Origin of the sequence: Sphingomonas sp. MA1305, assembly GCF_016107325.1 — a bacterium.
Taxonomy (GTDB): Bacteria; Pseudomonadota; Alphaproteobacteria; order Sphingomonadales; family Sphingomonadaceae; genus Sphingomonas.
In genome coordinates this window covers 532,474-548,570 of record NZ_RCVT01000002.1, presented here as the reverse complement: position 1 = coordinate 548,570, position 16,097 = coordinate 532,474, and the positions used below count along the sequence as shown (strand labels likewise).

At 63.2% G+C, this 16,097-nt stretch carries 22 protein-coding genes and 1 pseudogene; 11 read left to right on the top strand and 12 right to left on the bottom strand.

Annotated features, from left to right (window positions below; all coding sequences use genetic code 11):
- Window positions 1-51 precede the first annotated feature (51 nt).
- Window positions 52-522 (bottom strand): hypothetical protein, encoded by a 471-nt coding sequence (locus D9601_RS10540; RefSeq protein WP_198353951.1) that lies wholly within the window; start codon window positions 520-522, stop codon window positions 52-54.
- A gap of 392 nt (window positions 523-914) precedes the next feature.
- Here D9601_RS10540 and D9601_RS10535 point away from each other — a divergent pair, with 392 nt between their 5' ends.
- A complete protein-coding gene (locus D9601_RS10535) occupies window positions 915-2,975 on the top strand; it encodes a M3 family metallopeptidase (RefSeq protein ID WP_232474044.1) in 2,061 nt (686 codons plus the stop codon).
- A 474-nt stretch (window positions 2,976-3,449) separates the two neighbouring features.
- Here D9601_RS10535 and D9601_RS10530 read toward each other — a convergent pair.
- Window positions 3,450-3,695: pseudogene (locus D9601_RS10530) on the bottom strand (transposase); the annotation flags it as partial.
- 425 nt (window positions 3,696-4,120) lie between these two features.
- Window positions 4,121-4,399 carry a hypothetical protein gene (locus D9601_RS10525; RefSeq protein ID WP_198353948.1) on the bottom strand — a complete coding sequence of 93 codons (279 nt, stop codon included), beginning with the start codon at window positions 4,397-4,399 and terminating at the stop codon, window positions 4,121-4,123.
- 464 nt (window positions 4,400-4,863) lie between these two features.
- Between D9601_RS10525 and D9601_RS10520 the strand changes: the two genes are divergently transcribed.
- The 10 genes from D9601_RS10520 (at window position 4,864) to D9601_RS10475 (ending at window position 11,504) form a co-directional block, all read left to right on the top strand.
- Window positions 4,864-6,156 (top strand): tyrosine-type recombinase/integrase, encoded by a 1,293-nt coding sequence (locus D9601_RS10520; protein ID WP_198353947.1) that lies wholly within the window; start codon window positions 4,864-4,866, stop codon window positions 6,154-6,156.
- A 351-nt stretch (window positions 6,157-6,507) separates the two neighbouring features.
- Window positions 6,508-6,960, top strand: coding sequence for a hypothetical protein (locus D9601_RS10515; protein ID WP_198353946.1), 453 nt, complete (start codon window positions 6,508-6,510; stop codon window positions 6,958-6,960).
- Window positions 6,961-7,059: 99 nt separating this feature from the next.
- Window positions 7,060-7,296: a helix-turn-helix transcriptional regulator gene (locus D9601_RS10510; protein ID WP_198353945.1), complete on the top strand. Its 237-nt coding sequence runs from the start codon at window positions 7,060-7,062 to the stop codon at window positions 7,294-7,296.
- Window positions 7,297-7,526: 230 nt separating this feature from the next.
- Complete coding sequence (locus tag D9601_RS10505; RefSeq protein ID WP_198353944.1) at window positions 7,527-7,724, top strand: hypothetical protein; 198 nt, start codon at window positions 7,527-7,529, stop codon at window positions 7,722-7,724.
- On the top strand, window positions 7,717-7,917 hold the full coding sequence (locus D9601_RS10500) for a hypothetical protein (RefSeq protein ID WP_198353943.1): 201 nt from the start codon (window positions 7,717-7,719) through the stop codon (window positions 7,915-7,917). Before D9601_RS10505 ends, D9601_RS10500 begins: the two co-directional genes overlap by 8 nt.
- On the top strand, window positions 7,910-8,233 hold the full coding sequence (locus tag D9601_RS10495) for a hypothetical protein (RefSeq protein WP_198353942.1): 324 nt from the start codon (window positions 7,910-7,912) through the stop codon (window positions 8,231-8,233). The genes D9601_RS10500 and D9601_RS10495 overlap by 8 nt, the downstream gene beginning before the upstream one ends.
- Window positions 8,230-8,526, top strand: a complete 297-nt coding sequence (locus D9601_RS10490; protein WP_198353941.1) for a hypothetical protein — start codon at window positions 8,230-8,232, stop codon at window positions 8,524-8,526. Before D9601_RS10495 ends, D9601_RS10490 begins: the two co-directional genes overlap by 4 nt.
- Before the next feature lie 23 nt (window positions 8,527-8,549).
- Window positions 8,550-9,509 carry a DUF7146 domain-containing protein gene (locus D9601_RS10485; RefSeq protein ID WP_198353940.1) on the top strand — a complete coding sequence of 320 codons (960 nt, stop codon included), beginning with the start codon at window positions 8,550-8,552 and terminating at the stop codon, window positions 9,507-9,509.
- Window positions 9,510-9,610: 101 nt separating this feature from the next.
- Window positions 9,611-11,062 carry a DUF3987 domain-containing protein gene (locus D9601_RS10480; RefSeq protein ID WP_232474043.1) on the top strand — a complete coding sequence of 484 codons (1,452 nt, stop codon included), beginning with the start codon at window positions 9,611-9,613 and terminating at the stop codon, window positions 11,060-11,062.
- The gene (locus D9601_RS10475) at window positions 11,055-11,504 is read left to right on the top strand and encodes a hypothetical protein (RefSeq protein ID WP_198353938.1); all 450 of its coding nucleotides are present in this window, start codon (window positions 11,055-11,057) and stop codon (window positions 11,502-11,504) included. The genes D9601_RS10480 and D9601_RS10475 overlap by 8 nt, the downstream gene beginning before the upstream one ends.
- A gap of 983 nt (window positions 11,505-12,487) precedes the next feature.
- Here D9601_RS10475 and D9601_RS10470 read toward each other — a convergent pair.
- From D9601_RS10470 to D9601_RS10430, 9 genes are read right to left on the bottom strand one after another with little or no spacing between them, the layout of a single operon-like run.
- Window positions 12,488-12,844, bottom strand: coding sequence for a hypothetical protein (locus D9601_RS10470; protein WP_198353937.1), 357 nt, complete (start codon window positions 12,842-12,844; stop codon window positions 12,488-12,490).
- 1 nt (window position 12,845) lies between these two features.
- Window positions 12,846-13,049, bottom strand: a complete 204-nt coding sequence (locus tag D9601_RS10465) for a hypothetical protein (protein ID WP_198353936.1) — start codon at window positions 13,047-13,049, stop codon at window positions 12,846-12,848.
- The gene (locus D9601_RS10460) at window positions 13,046-13,561 is read right to left on the bottom strand and encodes a hypothetical protein (RefSeq protein WP_198353935.1); all 516 of its coding nucleotides are present in this window, start codon (window positions 13,559-13,561) and stop codon (window positions 13,046-13,048) included. The genes D9601_RS10465 and D9601_RS10460 overlap by 4 nt, the downstream gene beginning before the upstream one ends.
- 4 nt (window positions 13,562-13,565) lie before the next feature.
- Window positions 13,566-13,829, bottom strand: coding sequence for a hypothetical protein (locus D9601_RS10455; RefSeq protein WP_198353934.1), 264 nt, complete (start codon window positions 13,827-13,829; stop codon window positions 13,566-13,568).
- A gap of 1 nt (window position 13,830) precedes the next feature.
- The gene (locus D9601_RS10450; RefSeq protein WP_198353933.1) at window positions 13,831-14,076 is read right to left on the bottom strand and encodes a hypothetical protein; all 246 of its coding nucleotides are present in this window, start codon (window positions 14,074-14,076) and stop codon (window positions 13,831-13,833) included.
- A gap of 1 nt (window position 14,077) precedes the next feature.
- Window positions 14,078-14,344 carry a hypothetical protein gene (locus D9601_RS10445; protein ID WP_198353932.1) on the bottom strand — a complete coding sequence of 89 codons (267 nt, stop codon included), beginning with the start codon at window positions 14,342-14,344 and terminating at the stop codon, window positions 14,078-14,080.
- A 2-nt stretch (window positions 14,345-14,346) separates the two neighbouring features.
- A complete protein-coding gene (locus tag D9601_RS10440) occupies window positions 14,347-15,051 on the bottom strand; it encodes a hypothetical protein (RefSeq protein WP_198353931.1) in 705 nt (234 codons plus the stop codon).
- Window positions 15,048-15,419, bottom strand: coding sequence for a hypothetical protein (locus D9601_RS10435; protein ID WP_198353930.1), 372 nt, complete (start codon window positions 15,417-15,419; stop codon window positions 15,048-15,050). The genes D9601_RS10440 and D9601_RS10435 overlap by 4 nt, the downstream gene beginning before the upstream one ends.
- Before the next feature lie 3 nt (window positions 15,420-15,422).
- Window positions 15,423-15,818, bottom strand: coding sequence for a hypothetical protein (locus D9601_RS10430; RefSeq protein ID WP_198353929.1), 396 nt, complete (start codon window positions 15,816-15,818; stop codon window positions 15,423-15,425).
- Window positions 15,819-16,097: the final 279 nt, after the last annotated feature.

Here is a 16,097-nt window from a genome sequence, read left to right as displayed (position 1 = left end):
GCGCACCGCCACATCCGGAAAGGAGAAGGCAGAGAGCGAACAGGCGAAGTCTCATCGGACTGGCCCCGACCAGCTTCGCCCCTGCGGCTCGCCGACCTGATCGACGCTCAGCCGCCGCCGCTTTTCCGGCGTATGCTGTGGCAGGTCACGGACATAGGCCGCCAGTTGCCAAAGCTGCTCCGGAGGCACGCGCCTGGCATAGTCCAATGGACCGTGCCGATGCGCGATCGACGCGAAGACCTCATCGAAGCTGCCGCCGTGGCGCCAGCGGCCATCCACGAGGTCGCGCACTCCGGACGCGTCCTCGCTATGGCAGGCAGTGCAGCCATACCAGCTGAAATAGTGGCCGCCCTGTGCGACCTGATAGACATTGTCCTGATAGTAGCCGATGCGGGGATCCGCGGCGCCCCTCGGCGCGGTCTGCGGCAACGACGGCCCGATATCGCGCGCCTCTCGCTGGCACCCGGCCAGCAACAACGCGACGGCGAAGCGAGTAGTAAGATCGCCGAGCCGAAACCGCATCCCGCTCCCTTGTGCCTATGATCCGACACATGTTGTTACAGGAACGGAGCCAGGTCGCATTGTGCTGGATCAACCTGAAAGAATGATGGTGCCTCGACGGTAATGCGGCTGCCGAGGCCCAGAAACCGACGTTAAGCGGCATTTGTGCGGCTCCCAAAAGTCGACGTTCGTTCACATGCGTGCCGGTCTTCCAGGGAAAGCACGCCGGTAGGCTCTCAGCAGCCTAGCCCCTAGTGAAGGGTGGCCCGCGTACCTCGATAGTGAACAGCCGGGCTACCTCTCCAGGTGCTACTGTTTCATCGACATGGCCTCCCCAAGTCGGTTAACCGAGGTCGGCACCTAAGGAACTGCCGATGCTCCAAAACGCACTGCTCGCCGCTACCGCTCTCTCCATGGCGATTACCCCGGCGATATCTGCCGGCCCGTTCGCCCAGCGTAGTTCCTTGCCCTATGAGGCGCCGCCTTTCGACCGCATCCGGGATGCCGACTATCAGCCGGCGATCGAGGCCGGCATGGCGGAAAGCCTGACCGAGGTGCGGCGTATCGCCAGCAACCCGGCGCCTCCTACGTTTGACAACACGATCGTCGCACTGGAACGGCAGGGCGAGATGCTCGGCAGAGCGCAACGGGCGTTCGGCCAAGTCACGCAGGCGAATACCAATCCTACGCTGCAGGCTGAGCAGGCAGCGCTCGCGCCCAAGCTTGCTGCCTATGGTGACGCCATTCACCTTGACCCGAAGCTGTTCGGCCGGATCAAGTCACTCCACGACCGAAAGGCTACGCTGAAGCTCGACGCCGAGCAGTCGATGCTGCTCGATCAATACTATACCGATTTCGTCCGCGCGGGCGCGCAGCTGTCGGCCGGGGATCAGGCCACGTTGCGCGCGCTGAACCGCGATCTTTCGACGGCGGGCATCGACTTTCGGCAGCGGCTGCTCGCGGCAACGAAGGCAGGGACTTTCGTCGTTTCCGACCCCAAGCTGTTCGCCGGCCTGACCCCAGGCGAGCTCGAGGCCGCTGCGCGCGACGCGGCTGATCGAGGCATGGCCGGCAAATACGCCCTGCCACTTCAGAACACGACCGGACAGCCGGCCATGCAATCGTTGAACGTCCGCCAAACCCGCCAGGCGCTGTTCAATCAAAGCTGGACCCGAGCGGAGAAGGGTGACGCAAACGACACGCGCGCGACGATCCTCAAGCTGATCGCGCTGCGAACCAAGAAGGCGAACCTCCTCGGCTATCGCACGTGGGCCGACTATTCGCTTGCCGAGCAGATGGCAAAGACACCGGACGCCGCCCGCGGGTTTTTGAACGCACTCGACGCGCCGGTCGCGGCGGCGCAGCACACCGAGGCCGGCGAGCTGCAACAGCTGATCGATGCGGACCGAGGTGGGTTCCAGCTGCAGCCGTGGGACTGGCCTTACTACGCCGAGCGGCTCCGCCGCGCCCGGTTCAACCTCGATGAAAACGAGACCAAGCCGTATCTCGAGATTTGGAACGTCCTCGAAAACGGCGTCTTCTTTGCCGCCAACCAGCTTTACGGGATCACGTTCAAGCGGCGGACGGACATCCCCACCTATCATCCCGACATGCGCGTCTACGAGGTATTCGAGGCGAACGGGACGCCGCTCGGGCTCGCCTATTTCGATTACTGGAAACGCGACAACAAATCCGGCGGCGCCTGGATGAACAGCTTCGTGCCTCAATCAAAGCTGCTCGGCACCCGGCCGGTCATCTCGAACACCGCCAACTTCACAAAGCCCGCGCCCGGTCAGCCGGCGCTGATCACCTTCGAAGACGTGCGCACCATGTTCCACGAGTTCGGCCACGGCCTGCACGGGCTGTTCGCGAACCAGACATATCCGACGCTATCCGGCACGGCGGTCGCGCGCGACTTCGTGGAGTTCCCGTCGCAATTCAACGAGCATTGGGCGCTAGAACCCCGCGTGCTGGCGCACTACGCCCGTCATTACCAGACCGGCGCCCCGATGCCGCAAGCGCTGGTCGACAAGATCAAGCGGGCCGAGAAGTTCGATCAGGCCTATAGCTTCGGCGAGACACTCGCGGCAGCGCAACTCGACATGGCATGGCACTCGGTAGGCGTCGACAATCTGCCCAGCGACGCGGACGCATTCGAGGCTCAGGCGCTTGGCGCGACGGGGCTGGACGTCGCGCATGTGCCGCCGCGCTACCGGTCGAGCTATTTCGCCCATATATGGGGCTCGGGCTATGCCGCGGGTTATTACGCGTACCTGTGGACCGACATGATCCAAGAGAACATCTATGAGTGGTTCCAAGCCCATGGGGGCATGACGCGCGAGAACGGGCAGCGCTTCCGCGACCTCGTGCTGTCGCGCGGGCACACGCAGGATTACAACACCATGTTCCGTAACATGGTAGGCCACGATCCCGAGGTCGCCCCGCTCTTGCGAAAGCACGGCCTGACGCAGTGACGAGCGGCGGCAACCACCGCACGCTGGCACCATGTGCAGGGGTTCATCACCCCCGCATGTCACGAGCCCGCGTCACTGCCACCGGCCACGGACCATATGTGAAATGCGGAATTGGCGTTGCAGACGGATAGACCCAGAAGTGGAGATAGTCGGTCAATCTGCGACGTTCCGAATGCCGTCGTTGGTTCAAGTCGCGACTGGCAATGCCCTCGATCCAAGGCTCTTAGAGCCCGAGTCATAATTCGATCTGTGCGATGCGTCGGGTCATTCGGCTCCTGGAAGCGATGAGGAGCCACGCTTCGGAGCACGCGATGAGTGCCTCCAATCCTTGGCCAGGCGGCGGCATCAATTGAGCCATGCGATGGTGCGCTCGATCACACATCGGCGGTACAGGACGACGAAGCGATGGACGTCGGAGCACTTGACGATTTCAATCGCGAGGCGATCGAGATGCTCGACGGCGGTCGCCAGCTTCTATCCGGCATTGCCGCCATCGGCAAAGAGGCGTGACAGCGACGGATAGGCGTCCTGGCAGCGGGCGATGAGATCCGGCGCGCCATCGCGATCCTGGATGTCGGCAGGACGCACCAGACCGTCGAGCAGATCGCCCGCCATATCGCTCGCGATGTGACGCTTTTTCCCCCTTATCTTCTTACCGGCGTCATGGCCGCGCGGCCAACCGGCGTCGGTGGTTTTGACCAGCGGGCTGTCGTTTATCCCTGCCGTCGGTCCGGCCTCGCGGCCCTAGGCAACCCGAGCGTACAGGGCGCCGCACCGACCGAGCGACGGACGATGGTGGAGGCGCGGCTCGACTTGGGCGAAAGCACTGCTGGCGCTCAACGAAGTGTTCGTGGGCCACCGCAGCCATCAGTCCGCGCGCTATACGTTGCCGGCGGGCGACGCGGAGGAGAACCAGTCGTCGAGCGGGCTTATCGTCACATCCGGCACCGGCGCAAAGCCCCAGCGCATCGTGTTCAGCACACGGCTCTCGCCCTCCAGCCGGGCAACGAAGCCGGGCTTGCCGGCGCGGCATAGTCTTTCTCGACCGCCAAGCTGTTGGCCGGATCCTCCGCCGCCGCAAGCGCGTCGAAATAGCCGCGGGGGTCGGTCTTGATGCTGTAAAGATTGCACATTTCGCCGTTCGATCATGAGCAGTAGCGCGACACAAGCTTCTTCCACGTCGCCGCATCCGGATAGGGCAGCTGCGCGCCGGTCGGCGGATCGCGCCCGACGGTGAGGCGGGGGCGGATGCGGGCGGCGTCGCGCCCGGCACAGGGAGCGCAGTGCAGCCGCTGGCGCACCGCGGGCAGCGCATCGTCCCAGCCGCGCCGCTGGAAATGCCACCAGAGCGGCACGGCGTCGAGGATGCGGACATGGCGGCAGCGGGGCAGTTCAGGCGCAGCGTCCGCTTGTGCAGCACGCATTGCTGCAGCGCGCAGAGGCGACCTACAGCGCGCCGAAGGGCTGCGTGCCGCCATTGTGTCCCTCACGCTCTCTGCCTCGCCTCCCCGGCCAAGGGGACGCTCAAGAGTCGAATTGGTCCCTCGACTCGGCGTGCAGATCGCCTTGGGCAGCCAGCAGTTACACCCTCGAAAGTGAGGCTCGGCGAACTTTGCTGACAATGTGCCGACAGTGGCCCGACTGAACCCATTGTAAGCAGCCACTTTCAAGGCCCGCTTCCGCCAACCGGCGGCAATATCAGGGAAAAATGGTGCTGCCGGTGAGGATTGAACTCACGACCTCAGCCTTACCAAGGATGCGCTCGGTTCCCGCCATGGTTTGACGTGTCTTGCGCACACCCACGGCTTTGCGGCTGTTTTCTGGATATGTTCCCGCCGTGGTTTGTCATGGCTTGCGATAGCGTCCTTATCCTGCCATTATCTGGCTCATGGCAGTTGGCAGGATCACCAAACGATCAGTCGAGGCGATCCCGCTGCCGGTTGGCACGGCCCGCGCCTATCTGTGGGATGACACGCTAAAGGGCTTTGGCGTGATGGTCACAGGTAAGGGCGCGCGCTCTTACCTCGTCCAGTATCAGATTGGCGGACGTGGGGCGGCGACACGACGCTATACGATCGGCCGGCATGGCTCGCCGTGGACGGCCGAGCGCGCGCGCGATTATGCAACCGACATTCTGGAGATGATCCGCAAGGGCGTTGATCCGGTGGATCATGCCCGCCAGAGCCGCGAAGCCGCAGCCGAGGGCAAGAAAGACGCGGCTCGGCTCGCCTTCGACACATACGCCGACACGTTCGGGCGGAAGTATATTGACGCCAAGGGCCTGCGATCCGGCGAGGACATCAAGTCGGTATTCCGCCGGGACCTGACGCCGGTTTTCAAGGGACGCTCACTGTCGGCCATTCGCCGCGCCGAAATTGCGGACTGCCTCGACACCATCGCTGATCGCAGCATGTCGGCCGCCGTGAAGGCGCATAAGTGGCTGCGCAAGCTGTTCCTGTGGGCCGTTGATCGCGGCGACATTGGCGCTTCCCCGATGGATGGCATGGCCCCGCCAGGAAAGGATGGGGAACGCACACGCGTCCTGAAGGGCGACGAACTGCGCGCGGTATGGGTGGCGGCGGGCGCGATGGGCGAACCTTACGCTTCCTTCGTAAAGCTGCTGATGCTGACCGGGCAACGCCTGCGCGAAGTGGCCGGAATGACATGGGACGAAGTCGATCTGGAAAAGGCGCAATGGATTATTCCGGCGGCCCGCACCAAGAACAAGCGCGAGCATCTAGTCCCATTGGCGCCATTGGTCGCCTCGATCCTGACGGCGCGTTTCCCGAAGAAGGAAAGCCGGAAAGGACCAGTGTTCACTACGGATGGTGACAAGCCAATCAACGGGTTCAGCAAGCCCAAGGCGAAGTTAGACGATGAAGTTGCAAAGGCCCTGTCGTCCTTCGACGGGTCGGCGCTGCCAATCATGCAGCCTTGGGTTTTCCACGATCTGCGCCGGTCGTTCTCCACTGGCTGCCAATCGCTCGGCTTTCCGATCGAACACACGGAAGCGGCCATCAACCACGTCTCGGGCAAGCGTGGCGGCTTGGTCCGTGTCTACCAGCTTTGGGAATACCAGCCGGAAAAGGTCGCTGTGATGGCGGCTTGGGCGCGGCATGTGGAAGCCATCGTATCGGATAGCTCGAACAACGTGATCCCGCTCGCTTCGGCGCGGGCGTGATGCTGGGGCGGCTAGGGTAGCTCCCGAACGGCTGGAACATCCGCCCAGCCTGCCGCCCCTTCTAAATGCGCGGACACGCTGGGAGGCGTGACGATGGCTTTTAGTCTTACACCTTTGCCCCCGAACTTGGTTCGATCGGCCATAACTTTGGAAGAGGCGTATACCCTTCTGGAAGCCGCAGATCCTCGCGCCCCCGGCAGGGACATGAACGAGGCGATAGACATTCGGCTTGTTGCGCGGAGGTGGCTTGCGGTGAACGTCCTGCACGACGCACCGCCATGCTACATTTGGTCGCCTCGGGCGGGTTGGTTTCGCATTCCGCGGGCGTATTGGTGGAAACCGGATTGGACCATGGAGCAGCTGGTTAATCGCGTTGGGCTCAATCCAATGTTCGATTATGATGGGGTTGTGGATGCCCCTGATGATCTCGCCGGGCAAGAGGTCGTCGTTTGGCGTGAGGCCGTTGAGGGTTTAATCGCTGCCAACCAGAAGCTCGGCAATGGCTCTGCCGCTAGCCATGCTGGTCAACCTTCACCGTCCGCTAATACGGCCATCACAACCGAGCCGCTAAATACGGACCGGACTGGAGGGCCTGGTCGTCCGACCTCCAAGCACCTGTATCTTGCCGAGATGCAGCGCCGGTCCGACAATGGCCAACTAGCCGACACGTTGGCCGGTGAAGTGAAGGCCCTCATCAATTGGTTCGATGCGCAACCTAATTTCTCCGGTTTAGCGAGAATGACAGAACGTGCGCTGCAGAATGCGGCACGCAATCCGTATCGGGGCCTGAAGGCCATAAAATGAAAAGCGCGTCGTAATTTAATGTGCATTTTTCGTGCGCTCTAGTCGGCAGAAATAATCCTCCATGCCCCGCTACGGTTTGCGGTGGCAATGGAGGGAAAGATGAGCGCAGAACGCATCATTGAATTGCCCGCAGGTTGCGCGCCCGCGCTGAACACTGCGCAGGCCAGCACCTACACCGGCTTGGCCGAGAAGACGTTAGAGACGCTGCGCACCCGTGGCGGTGGCCCCCGTTTCGTGAAGTACGGACGCAAGGCGGTCCGCTATCTCAAACCCGATCTGGATGCCTTTATGGCTGAGCGGACTGTCGGCTCTACTTCCGAGCCGGTGGCGGCGTGATCCATGCGGTTCGCATCGGCACGGGCGCCGCAGCCCAATAAGCGGAAGGGCCGGACCGCCACAGTCCGACCCCTCCAGAATTTTCACAGCATCAGCGCCAATACAGATACGGCATCCACCCTCAGACTGCAACGACTTGCTGCGCTCGGCGTCAGCGGGAGCAGCGCAATCCTTCTGGCTTCCCTGATTTGGGGCACTGACGGCGGTAATGCGCTGATCGGCGGTGCCGCATGACGCAGCCTGTGGAACGCACCGTAACGATCGCTGCAACCGCCAATGGCTTTGGGGTGATCGTCAGCCCTGATGACGAAGCGGCGCCCTATAGCAAGGATTACGCCAGCTATCCGGAGGCCCGTGGCTATGCCCGTGGGCTGAAGCTCTACAAGGGCTGGACGCTCACCGACATGACGGGAGGCGGCAATGGCTGACCATTCTGTCAAGCTCGCGGCGCTGTCGCTGCTCAACCATCCCGAGTCGACGCTTAATTACAAGTCGGGCCAGTTCCTCGGCGGCATCGCATTTAGCGACCAACCGCTGACCGAGCGCCAAGAGCGCTGGCTGTCCGACCTGCTGCGCAAGCATGGCCTCCCCCCTCTTTCATCGGAGAAGACCGATGGCTGACGATTCATACCCCCACGCCCCCGCTCTGGGGAAGACCGACACGAGCGCAGAAGCCGCCGCTTCGCTGGAAGGCGTGACGGCCCGGCTGCAACGCATGGTCCGCGCTGTGATTGCGGAGGCTGGCCCTAATGGCGCCACTGGTGACGAGATCGCCGCCAAGCTGGATTGGCATCGCTTCCGCGTTCGCCCTCGCACTAGCGAGCTTCGCGCCATGAAGAAGATTGCGGACAGCGGTTTGCGCCGTCGCAATCCCGATAGCGGGTGCAAGGCCATTGTCTGGGTACTGCCGCAATACAAGCAGGAGGATGCGGCATGACCGTGCCTACCAATCTGGTCATCCTTCGCCAGGTCGAGGGCACCCGCTGGTGTGTCGTGCGGCACACCTTCAAGGACGGCAAGCGTGTGTTTGCGGGCCGGATCGCAACGGCTCGCGACTATGCCGAGGCCGCGCCGATCGCAATGGAAGCTGCGCGCTCGATGCGGATGAGCCTCGGCATTGAGGGCAATGGCATGATGCTGCGCCGCTTCGATCGGGAGCGGGATATGCCGGCGCCTGAGTCTAAGCGGCCGGCTGGCTTCTCCTGCGTCTACGGTGGGGAGGACTCCTAATGGCCCGGATGGATAGCGCCCAAATGGCGCGCGTGGTCACCGACATCCGTGACCGCTTCCCGGTATCGGGTGTTGCATCGAAGGCGGGTGTGAAGCTGATGCGCGCCGGCAACGAGTTGAAGGCTTGTTGCCCCCTGCACGCAGACCGCACCCCGTCTTTCACCATCTACGGCGATGATCGCCGGTTCTGGTGCTTCGGATGCGGCGAAGGCGGCGACGTGATCGATCTTGTGATGAAGCTCTACGGCGTGAAGCTGCGGGCTGCGATCGAGATGCTGGACGGCGGCGCCCTGCGGGAAGTGGAGCAGCAGCGCGCACCTGCCAAGCCCAAGGCCGATCTGCGGCCAGTAGCGCAGCGTATCGTCAACGGCTCTGTGCCGATCGAGGGGACGCCGGCAGAAGCCTATTTGCGGTCGCGCGGGATTACGATGGACCTGCCGCATACCCTGAGATTTGCCCGCCTCGCGCCGCCCACGATCGAGGGCAATGGCGTGCTGGCGGCAAACGGGCCGGGGTTGCTGCCGGCGCTGGTGGCAATCGTCACGGACGAGAGCGGGCAGCTCGTCGGGTTGCAACGTACCTACCTGACGGAAGACGGTCGCAAGGCCGCGGTGAAAGCCACGGAAACCGACCGCAAGCCGAAGGTCAAGTACAGCCTTGGCAACGTCATCGGGGGCTCTATCCAGCTTGGTCCGCCCGCTGCCAGCATACTCGTTACAGAGGGGCTGGAAGATGGACTTACCCTTGCTCAGGCGCTGGGGCGGTCGGTGTGGGTCGCGGCCGGAACGGCGATGATGCCGCAGATGGTGTTCCATGAGGTCACCAAGGCCGTGGTGATCGGTGCGGATGGTAACGCCCCAGGTGAAGCGGCTGCGCAGAAGGCGGCGGCGGCATACTCCGCGCTTGGCATGGCCGTGAGGATCATGCGTCCCGAATCCGGTTACGCCGACTTCAACGATCAGCTTCGGGGGATTGCGGCATGAGCGCCCCTGCAATTCGCGCGGCGTTTGATGACGCCCGCCCGTTCGCTCCGGTGCCCCTCAATGGTGGGGCGGATAGTCCCCCCGCATGGGGCGATCCTGACATGTCCATCCTGACGGGTGGTCGGACAACGCCGCCTACCATGCCAACGGAGATATTTGGCTCTCTCTGGGCGCTAGTCCGCGATCTGGCGGCTGGTGCTGGCGCGCCCGCTGAATATGTCGGCGTCAGTATTCTCGCGGTCGCTGCATCCCTGATCGGCGCGAAGCGGGCCGTTCGTCCGTTCGCTACCGCGTCTTGGCAAGAGCCGTGCATCCTGTGGGTGGCTCCGGTTGGAGATCCGTCCTCGAACAAATCCCCCGCGATCGACGCCGCTACAGCGCCTTTGAAGGGCATGGAGCAGGAGCTTGCCGAGCAGTTCAAGAACGGCCTGATTGGCTGGCAGACCAACGCGGAGCGGGCAAAGGCGGAGCGTACCGAATGGCAGGCGCAAGTTAAGCAGGCGACGAAAGACGGGGTTGCAACGCCCTCAATGCCTGACGCTGCGGTTGACCCTGACGAGCCGCAGCGTCCGCGCCTGATGGTGCAGGACGGCACCCCCGAAGCCGTGATGGATATTCTATCCGGCAACCCGAACGGCGTGCTTCACCTTCGCGACGAGCTGGCCGGGTGGCTGATGAGCTTTGAGCGGTATTCCCCTGGCGGGCGCGAGTTTTGGTTGGAGGCGTTCGGCGGGCGGCATTTCACGGTAGACCGCAAGAGCAATCGCGCCGGACCAACGTTTATCCAGTTCAACGGGGTGACGGTTCTTGGCGGTATCCAGCCGGAGAAGCTTTCCGAATGTCTCCTGAAGGCGGCAGACGACGGCCTAGTTGCGCGCTTCTTGTGGGCGTGGCCTGATCCTATCCGATACCAGCGTCCGTCTGCGCTGGCGAATGCCTCGATCTTGGAGCGGGCCTACCGCCGGCTTCTCGGTCTGCAACCCAATCGGGGCCACGACGATAGCGTTAGCGCAATTGTCTTGATGCTGAGCGACAAGGCGGCTTTGATTTTCGAGGAATGGATACGGGACAACGACGCCGCGATTAAGGAGGCTGCGGGCCTCTACAAGGGTTTTCTAGGTAAGCTGCGCGGCTTGGTGCTGCGGCTGTCGCTGGTTGCCGAGTTGATCGCGTGGGCTGCGGGCGATGGTCCAGAGCCGACGACGATCAGCCCCGAAACACTGGTGGCCGTCCTAAGCTTCATTGATGACTATGCAAAGCCTTCGGCCCTGCGGGTCTTTGGCGATGCCGCGTTGCCGATGAGCGAACGGAACGCGGCGACGTTGGGCCGTCATATCCTCAAGACGGCGGCAAAGCGCATCAACCTGCGCGACATTCGCCGTAGCAGCGGGATTGCCACGTTGAAGGTTGCGGCTGACGTAGATGCGGCAGCTGAGGCGCTTGCGGAGGCGGGATGGCTGCGGCCGGCTCCTACCCGATTGGGCGATCGACCGGGGCAGGCGACCAAGGATTATCTCGTCAATCCTGCCGTTCATGGAGGCGCCAATGTCTAGCTGGCGGGAAGTGGCGGCGGCGGTGATGGCGGGCGATACCGCGTCGGAAGTAATAGCCCCGCCGCCCCCTGTTCCTCCTGCCGGTGTCATTTCGAGTGCACTGACAGCGGGATTGCGCTCGCTGGCTACGCGAGTCCCGCCGCGCCGTGTCGATCCCGCCGAATGGCGGTGCGTCGTGCAGGATGCGCAGCGCTTGGCATCGGACGGCTGGGTTGCAACCGCGCTGGCGCTGGGCTGGTCAGAGGCGGACCTGTTTGGGATCGGCAGGAACGGGAGCGACGAATGGCTTTCGCTCGCTGTGTGGTTAGAGGGCCGAACGGTCGTGCTGATGGACGATCACCGCGCTTTCACCGCAGACGATGCGGTTTTCTACCTCGAACGATGGGGGCGGCCGAATACCCCATATGCGGTGCCGGTGATGCTATGGGAGGTCGGACAGTGACGGGGTTGGCCGCCCATATGGCGCTAATGGCACTAATGGCACGGCCTCCGTCGCTCGCCCTCGCTCTGTAAAAAGATAGATAGATAGAGACCTTTTTTTGGTTACGTCGCGAGGGCTGGCAGGACGCCAGATCGCGCGAAACACCCCGTGCCATTAGTGCCATTAGTGCCGTTAGTGCCGAGCGAGGGGTGTCGAGGCATCAGCCCACAGGGGATACTCTGCCTTTGTCATTGCCGTAAAATACGGGCGGAATACGGGCTCGTGCATCCCGCTTTTCTTGAGTCCACAGAACGGCGTCGGATGGTCGGGGTCTGGGGATTTGCGGACAGTGCAAGCATACGGATGCCCCCTCGGTTTCCGGACACCATGCGCACGCACGCGATAAGTCTCTTCTATATATAGGTGGCAGCAAAATGCTGCGGTCGAAGGCGGATAGCCGCGGATCAGCACGCGCATCCCCTGATATAACAGGGGAATAACAGCTATTGGGCGAACGTTTGCTGGTGATCCCTGGCTGCGGTGGTTTCCCCGTATCAGGTGTGGGACATGAATGGTCACCGCTTTTCATCGGCGTGTAGCGTCCCGTTTTCATTGTCGGGAAACGGGCGCCGCCCTCAAAAATAGAGGCGAGATAGAGGGTGGGATGGTGGCACCAGCCCCTGATTCAAACGCTCCGCGTTCAATGCAAATGGGCCGGCTCCCTGAAGGAGTCGACCCATGCAAGACGACCAGTGCCGCCGGACGATCAAGGAGCGATCAATGGCCAATAGGCGGGTGAGGCTATCGTATCGCGCTGCTGCCTCACCGGTAGCGGTGAGCGATGCGGTACACCTTTCCCACCCCGTAGAGCAGTATTCCGCTATATGTCAGGCCGATGTCTTTGCTCCATTCGACTGCCAGAATGATGAGGGCGCCTGAGCCCATCGCGGCTTTGCGCTGTGCTTCATTGCGCGCCTCCGCTCACCCTGAGTTTTTCGAAGCCTTTACGCGGGCGAAGATTGCCTCTCAGGTTTGGTGGGAGCGAAAGGGACGCCGATCATGACAAGGGCGCTCGTGTCGGTGACGATCGACAGCCGCCACCTAGATCCCACACCATCGGCAAAGTGCCGGGGCAGTGCCGAAGGCATTGGACCAGCGGGAGGGTTGATGACGAACCCAAATTCCTCATCGGGCTCGCGCTCGTCTATCGGCTCTGCGTCGCCGTTGTCCTCGTCATCGGGATCGCCGTCCAGCTCGTCCAGGCGGTCAATCATATGATCGACCAGCCGGGCCAGTGTCGGGCGCGGCAGGCTGGGGATCGCGGCAAGCATCTGCTCGGCGGTTATAGGGCGGCTTGCCATGTCAGCACCTCGCCATATGGGGTGCATGTAGCCGCCAATGATCTGGGCCGTGCCTGCGCCTGTAATCGAGCAATGCCAGCCTCAATTCCATGGCGCTGGCTGTCTGTTCGACGCCTTGGCCCCACTTGGCGTACAGGCTGATTGTTTCCTCGCCACCGTCTGCGGCTAATTGGCGAAGGGCCTGCGTGGCGACGATCGCGCTCATGCCGCCCTCCCGATCTGGCGCAGGCCAGCGTTTGCCACCTCAAGGAGCCCGACCACACGGCCCACGAGGCGGTCACGCATATAGGCATTACCGCCTTCGTCATTGCTTACCGGTCCGTCAATCATGCAGCCGCCGTGGATGGCGGTGCCAGCGCGGACACGGCGCATGTATTCCTCGTAGGATCGAGGGCGAGCGTAAGCCCCGGTGAACCACGCCACCCCATCGTAGTATTCGCCGGGGCGTTCAGCGCCATAGCCATACCGGCCAGAGCGCAGCATCACTTCCACGATATGCTTTTTGGGTTGGGGTGTCCCCTTGCCGTATTCGATCAGGAACAGGTCGTCGTGGATGGGATCGCGCTGGTCGGTATCAATTAGTACCACATCCCCAGGGTGCAGTAGTGGCGCGCTGTCGTTGTTGGTGACGAGGTGCGCGATGCAGCCGTCCGGCACATGTCCGTACACAACGAAGGCGCGTAGGTCGGGCTGTTGTGGTTGAGCGAGAGTGGCCATGGTGTCAGCCCTCCATCATCTGTTCGGATAGGGCGGCATTCGCCCGGAGAAGCCCCGCGAGCGCGTTTTGCGCGTCGGGGTGCATGATCGGCCCGCGAAGCCCGTTGAGGCTCCGTGCGGCGTCCCTGTCGAGGACTGGCGCACGGCCAATCCACAGTCGGTCGCCCAGCAGCATTGCGATCCCGCCATGATCGGACCAAGCGGCGAACCATGCGGCGGCGTCGAAGGCAGGGGCGCGCGGCCCCTGCTCGGTGTTGGAAGCGCCCATGTCAGCGCCTCCCGATCTGCGACAGTGGCAGGGAGTCGCCTGTCACCTCGGCAAGCCGGCGCTCCCACCAGCTGAGTATGACGCCTTTGACGTGCCATGCCCGCTCGGTCGGGTCGAGGGCGGCTCGTTCTGCGCGCAGGCCGCGGACGTGGTAAATTGCTTCTTCGCGCTCGCTGGCGTCCTCGGGGAGCGGGCCGGTCAAGATGCGGGTTGCCCGGCGCTGTGGGAATTGGATGACGCTCCCCATGTCAGCGGCCCTCCTTGGTGGATAGGGCAAGGGTCAGCAGCGCCGCGACGTTCGCCGCCTCGTGCGATGCCTGGCAGTCAGGGCAGCGCTCGGCTGCCTGCATAACCTTCATCAGAGCCGGGGCGCGGTACTTGCGCGGCATTTGCTCGTAGAGCGCCATCACCAGCAGCATGGCAGGCGAGCGGGTGAAGGAGAGCGGGGTAGCTTTCACGTCAGGCTGTCGCGAAACCTTGGCCCGATGGTCGGCGAGGCTATGAATCGTCGCCATGGTCACGCCTCCCCACCGGACAGGCGCATCACGTCGTTGCGTATGATGCGGTGATACTGCTCCGGGTCGCTCTCGCAGGTTCCGACCTGCTCCATGTGGTCAAGCTTAGCCCCCAGATCGAGCGCGTTTGCCACGGGAAAGGCGATGATCGCATCTGTGGCGGCGTGGATCGGAACCCAGAGGCGGTCCTCATGCTCGCGATAGCCGAGTGCTTCCCACTTTCGTTGTAGGCGTGCCAGCTTCCGTTCCCGCCACTTGTGAGCGACGGTAAGGCGCCGTGCTGCGTGATGTGTCTCCTGCCACCTCGGGTCAGTGCTTTGCAGGTCGACCGGTATGGACATGATGCCCTTCGCCCGCGTCACGGCGTAGGTGTTCGCTGTGCTGAAGGTGTACGGCGGCATGTCTTCACCGAGCGTATTCCGGTAGCCTCGCACGGGAATCTCGGTGTGCGGGATCGCCGCCTGTGCCGCGCGATTGACCTCGACAGCGGGGTTCCAGACTTCATCGTACCACCGACAGAGCATGGCGTCGGCTCGGGCATAGTCGGCCAATAGCTTCACTAGTGCGGGGCTGATGCGCGCGGGTGTTGCGCCCTTTGCCTCCCCGGCGAGGGCGAAGCCCCCGGCGACAGCCGCAGCGCCGGCACCATAGGCCAGTGCACCAGTGCCGAGACGCAGGAGGGAGCGGCGGGTAGTGTTGGTGTTCATGCCGCGTCCTCCAGCATGAAGCGCGACATATCAGCGACGATCGCGTGGGAGTCGTCGCCGTCGAAGACGCTGCCGAAGTCGTTGAGCACCATCATGAAGCGCATCTTCGCCCGCGCGTCCGCGAGGGACTGGCAGGGCTGATGGATCATCGCCCGTTCGATTTGGCTGAGCCGATCACAGATGGCCAGAAACTCGGGATGATCGTCATCCCACCCGGCATTTCCACGCTTTTGCACGGCGATGTATTCGAGGCGGAGGGCTTCGAAGTGACTGCGGCCCGCGGCTGTGGCCGGTGTGGCTGCACAAGCAGCGACGGCGATTACCGGGAGCGCCGCAGCGCCCCCAATGATGTTGCGACGGTTGAGCATGGATCAGCCCTCCATCTGTGCGGCAAGGGCGGCTTCGGCGGCTGCGTCGATCGCGTCGGTGACGCTGGACGACTGGCAGTGCAGCGCGAAGACGGCATAGGCCGGATCGCCCTCGGCGTAGTACAGGTCGAGCGCGCGTTGTCCGTGTTCGTCACGGATCGCAGTCAGGGCCTCGGCACGATAGCCGATATACTCGAACCACTCGCGACCGCTGAAGCCGAAGCGCTCGCGCTTCCACTCGCCGAGCGGCGGATGGGCGGCGCAGGAGGCCAGCAGCAGCTTGGCGCGGGGGTCAGCGGTCCAGCTTGCCAGATTGTCGTTGGTGGGGCGGGGCAGCGCGACGGGCGCAGCCGGGGTGGCAGCATCAGGCACGATGATGCTAAGGGCGCGAGTAGCCATAAGCGATCTCCTTGGGATCGGGTGTGGTCAGACCGGGCGGGAGAGGTGCAAGCCTCCTGCCCGGTCGCTTACCGCTCTAAGCGGTGACAAGAAAATTACCATCAAATATGCTTGCGTCAATGGTCGTGTGGAAATATTCTTATCACCATGACACCACAGCAATGCGCGATGGCGCGGGCCGCGCTCGGCCTCTCACGGGACGATTTGGCGGAAGCCGCCGGCTTGGGCGGTTCCACTGTTGTGCGTTTCGAAGGCGGGGTTGCGGTGGCGCGCGAAAGC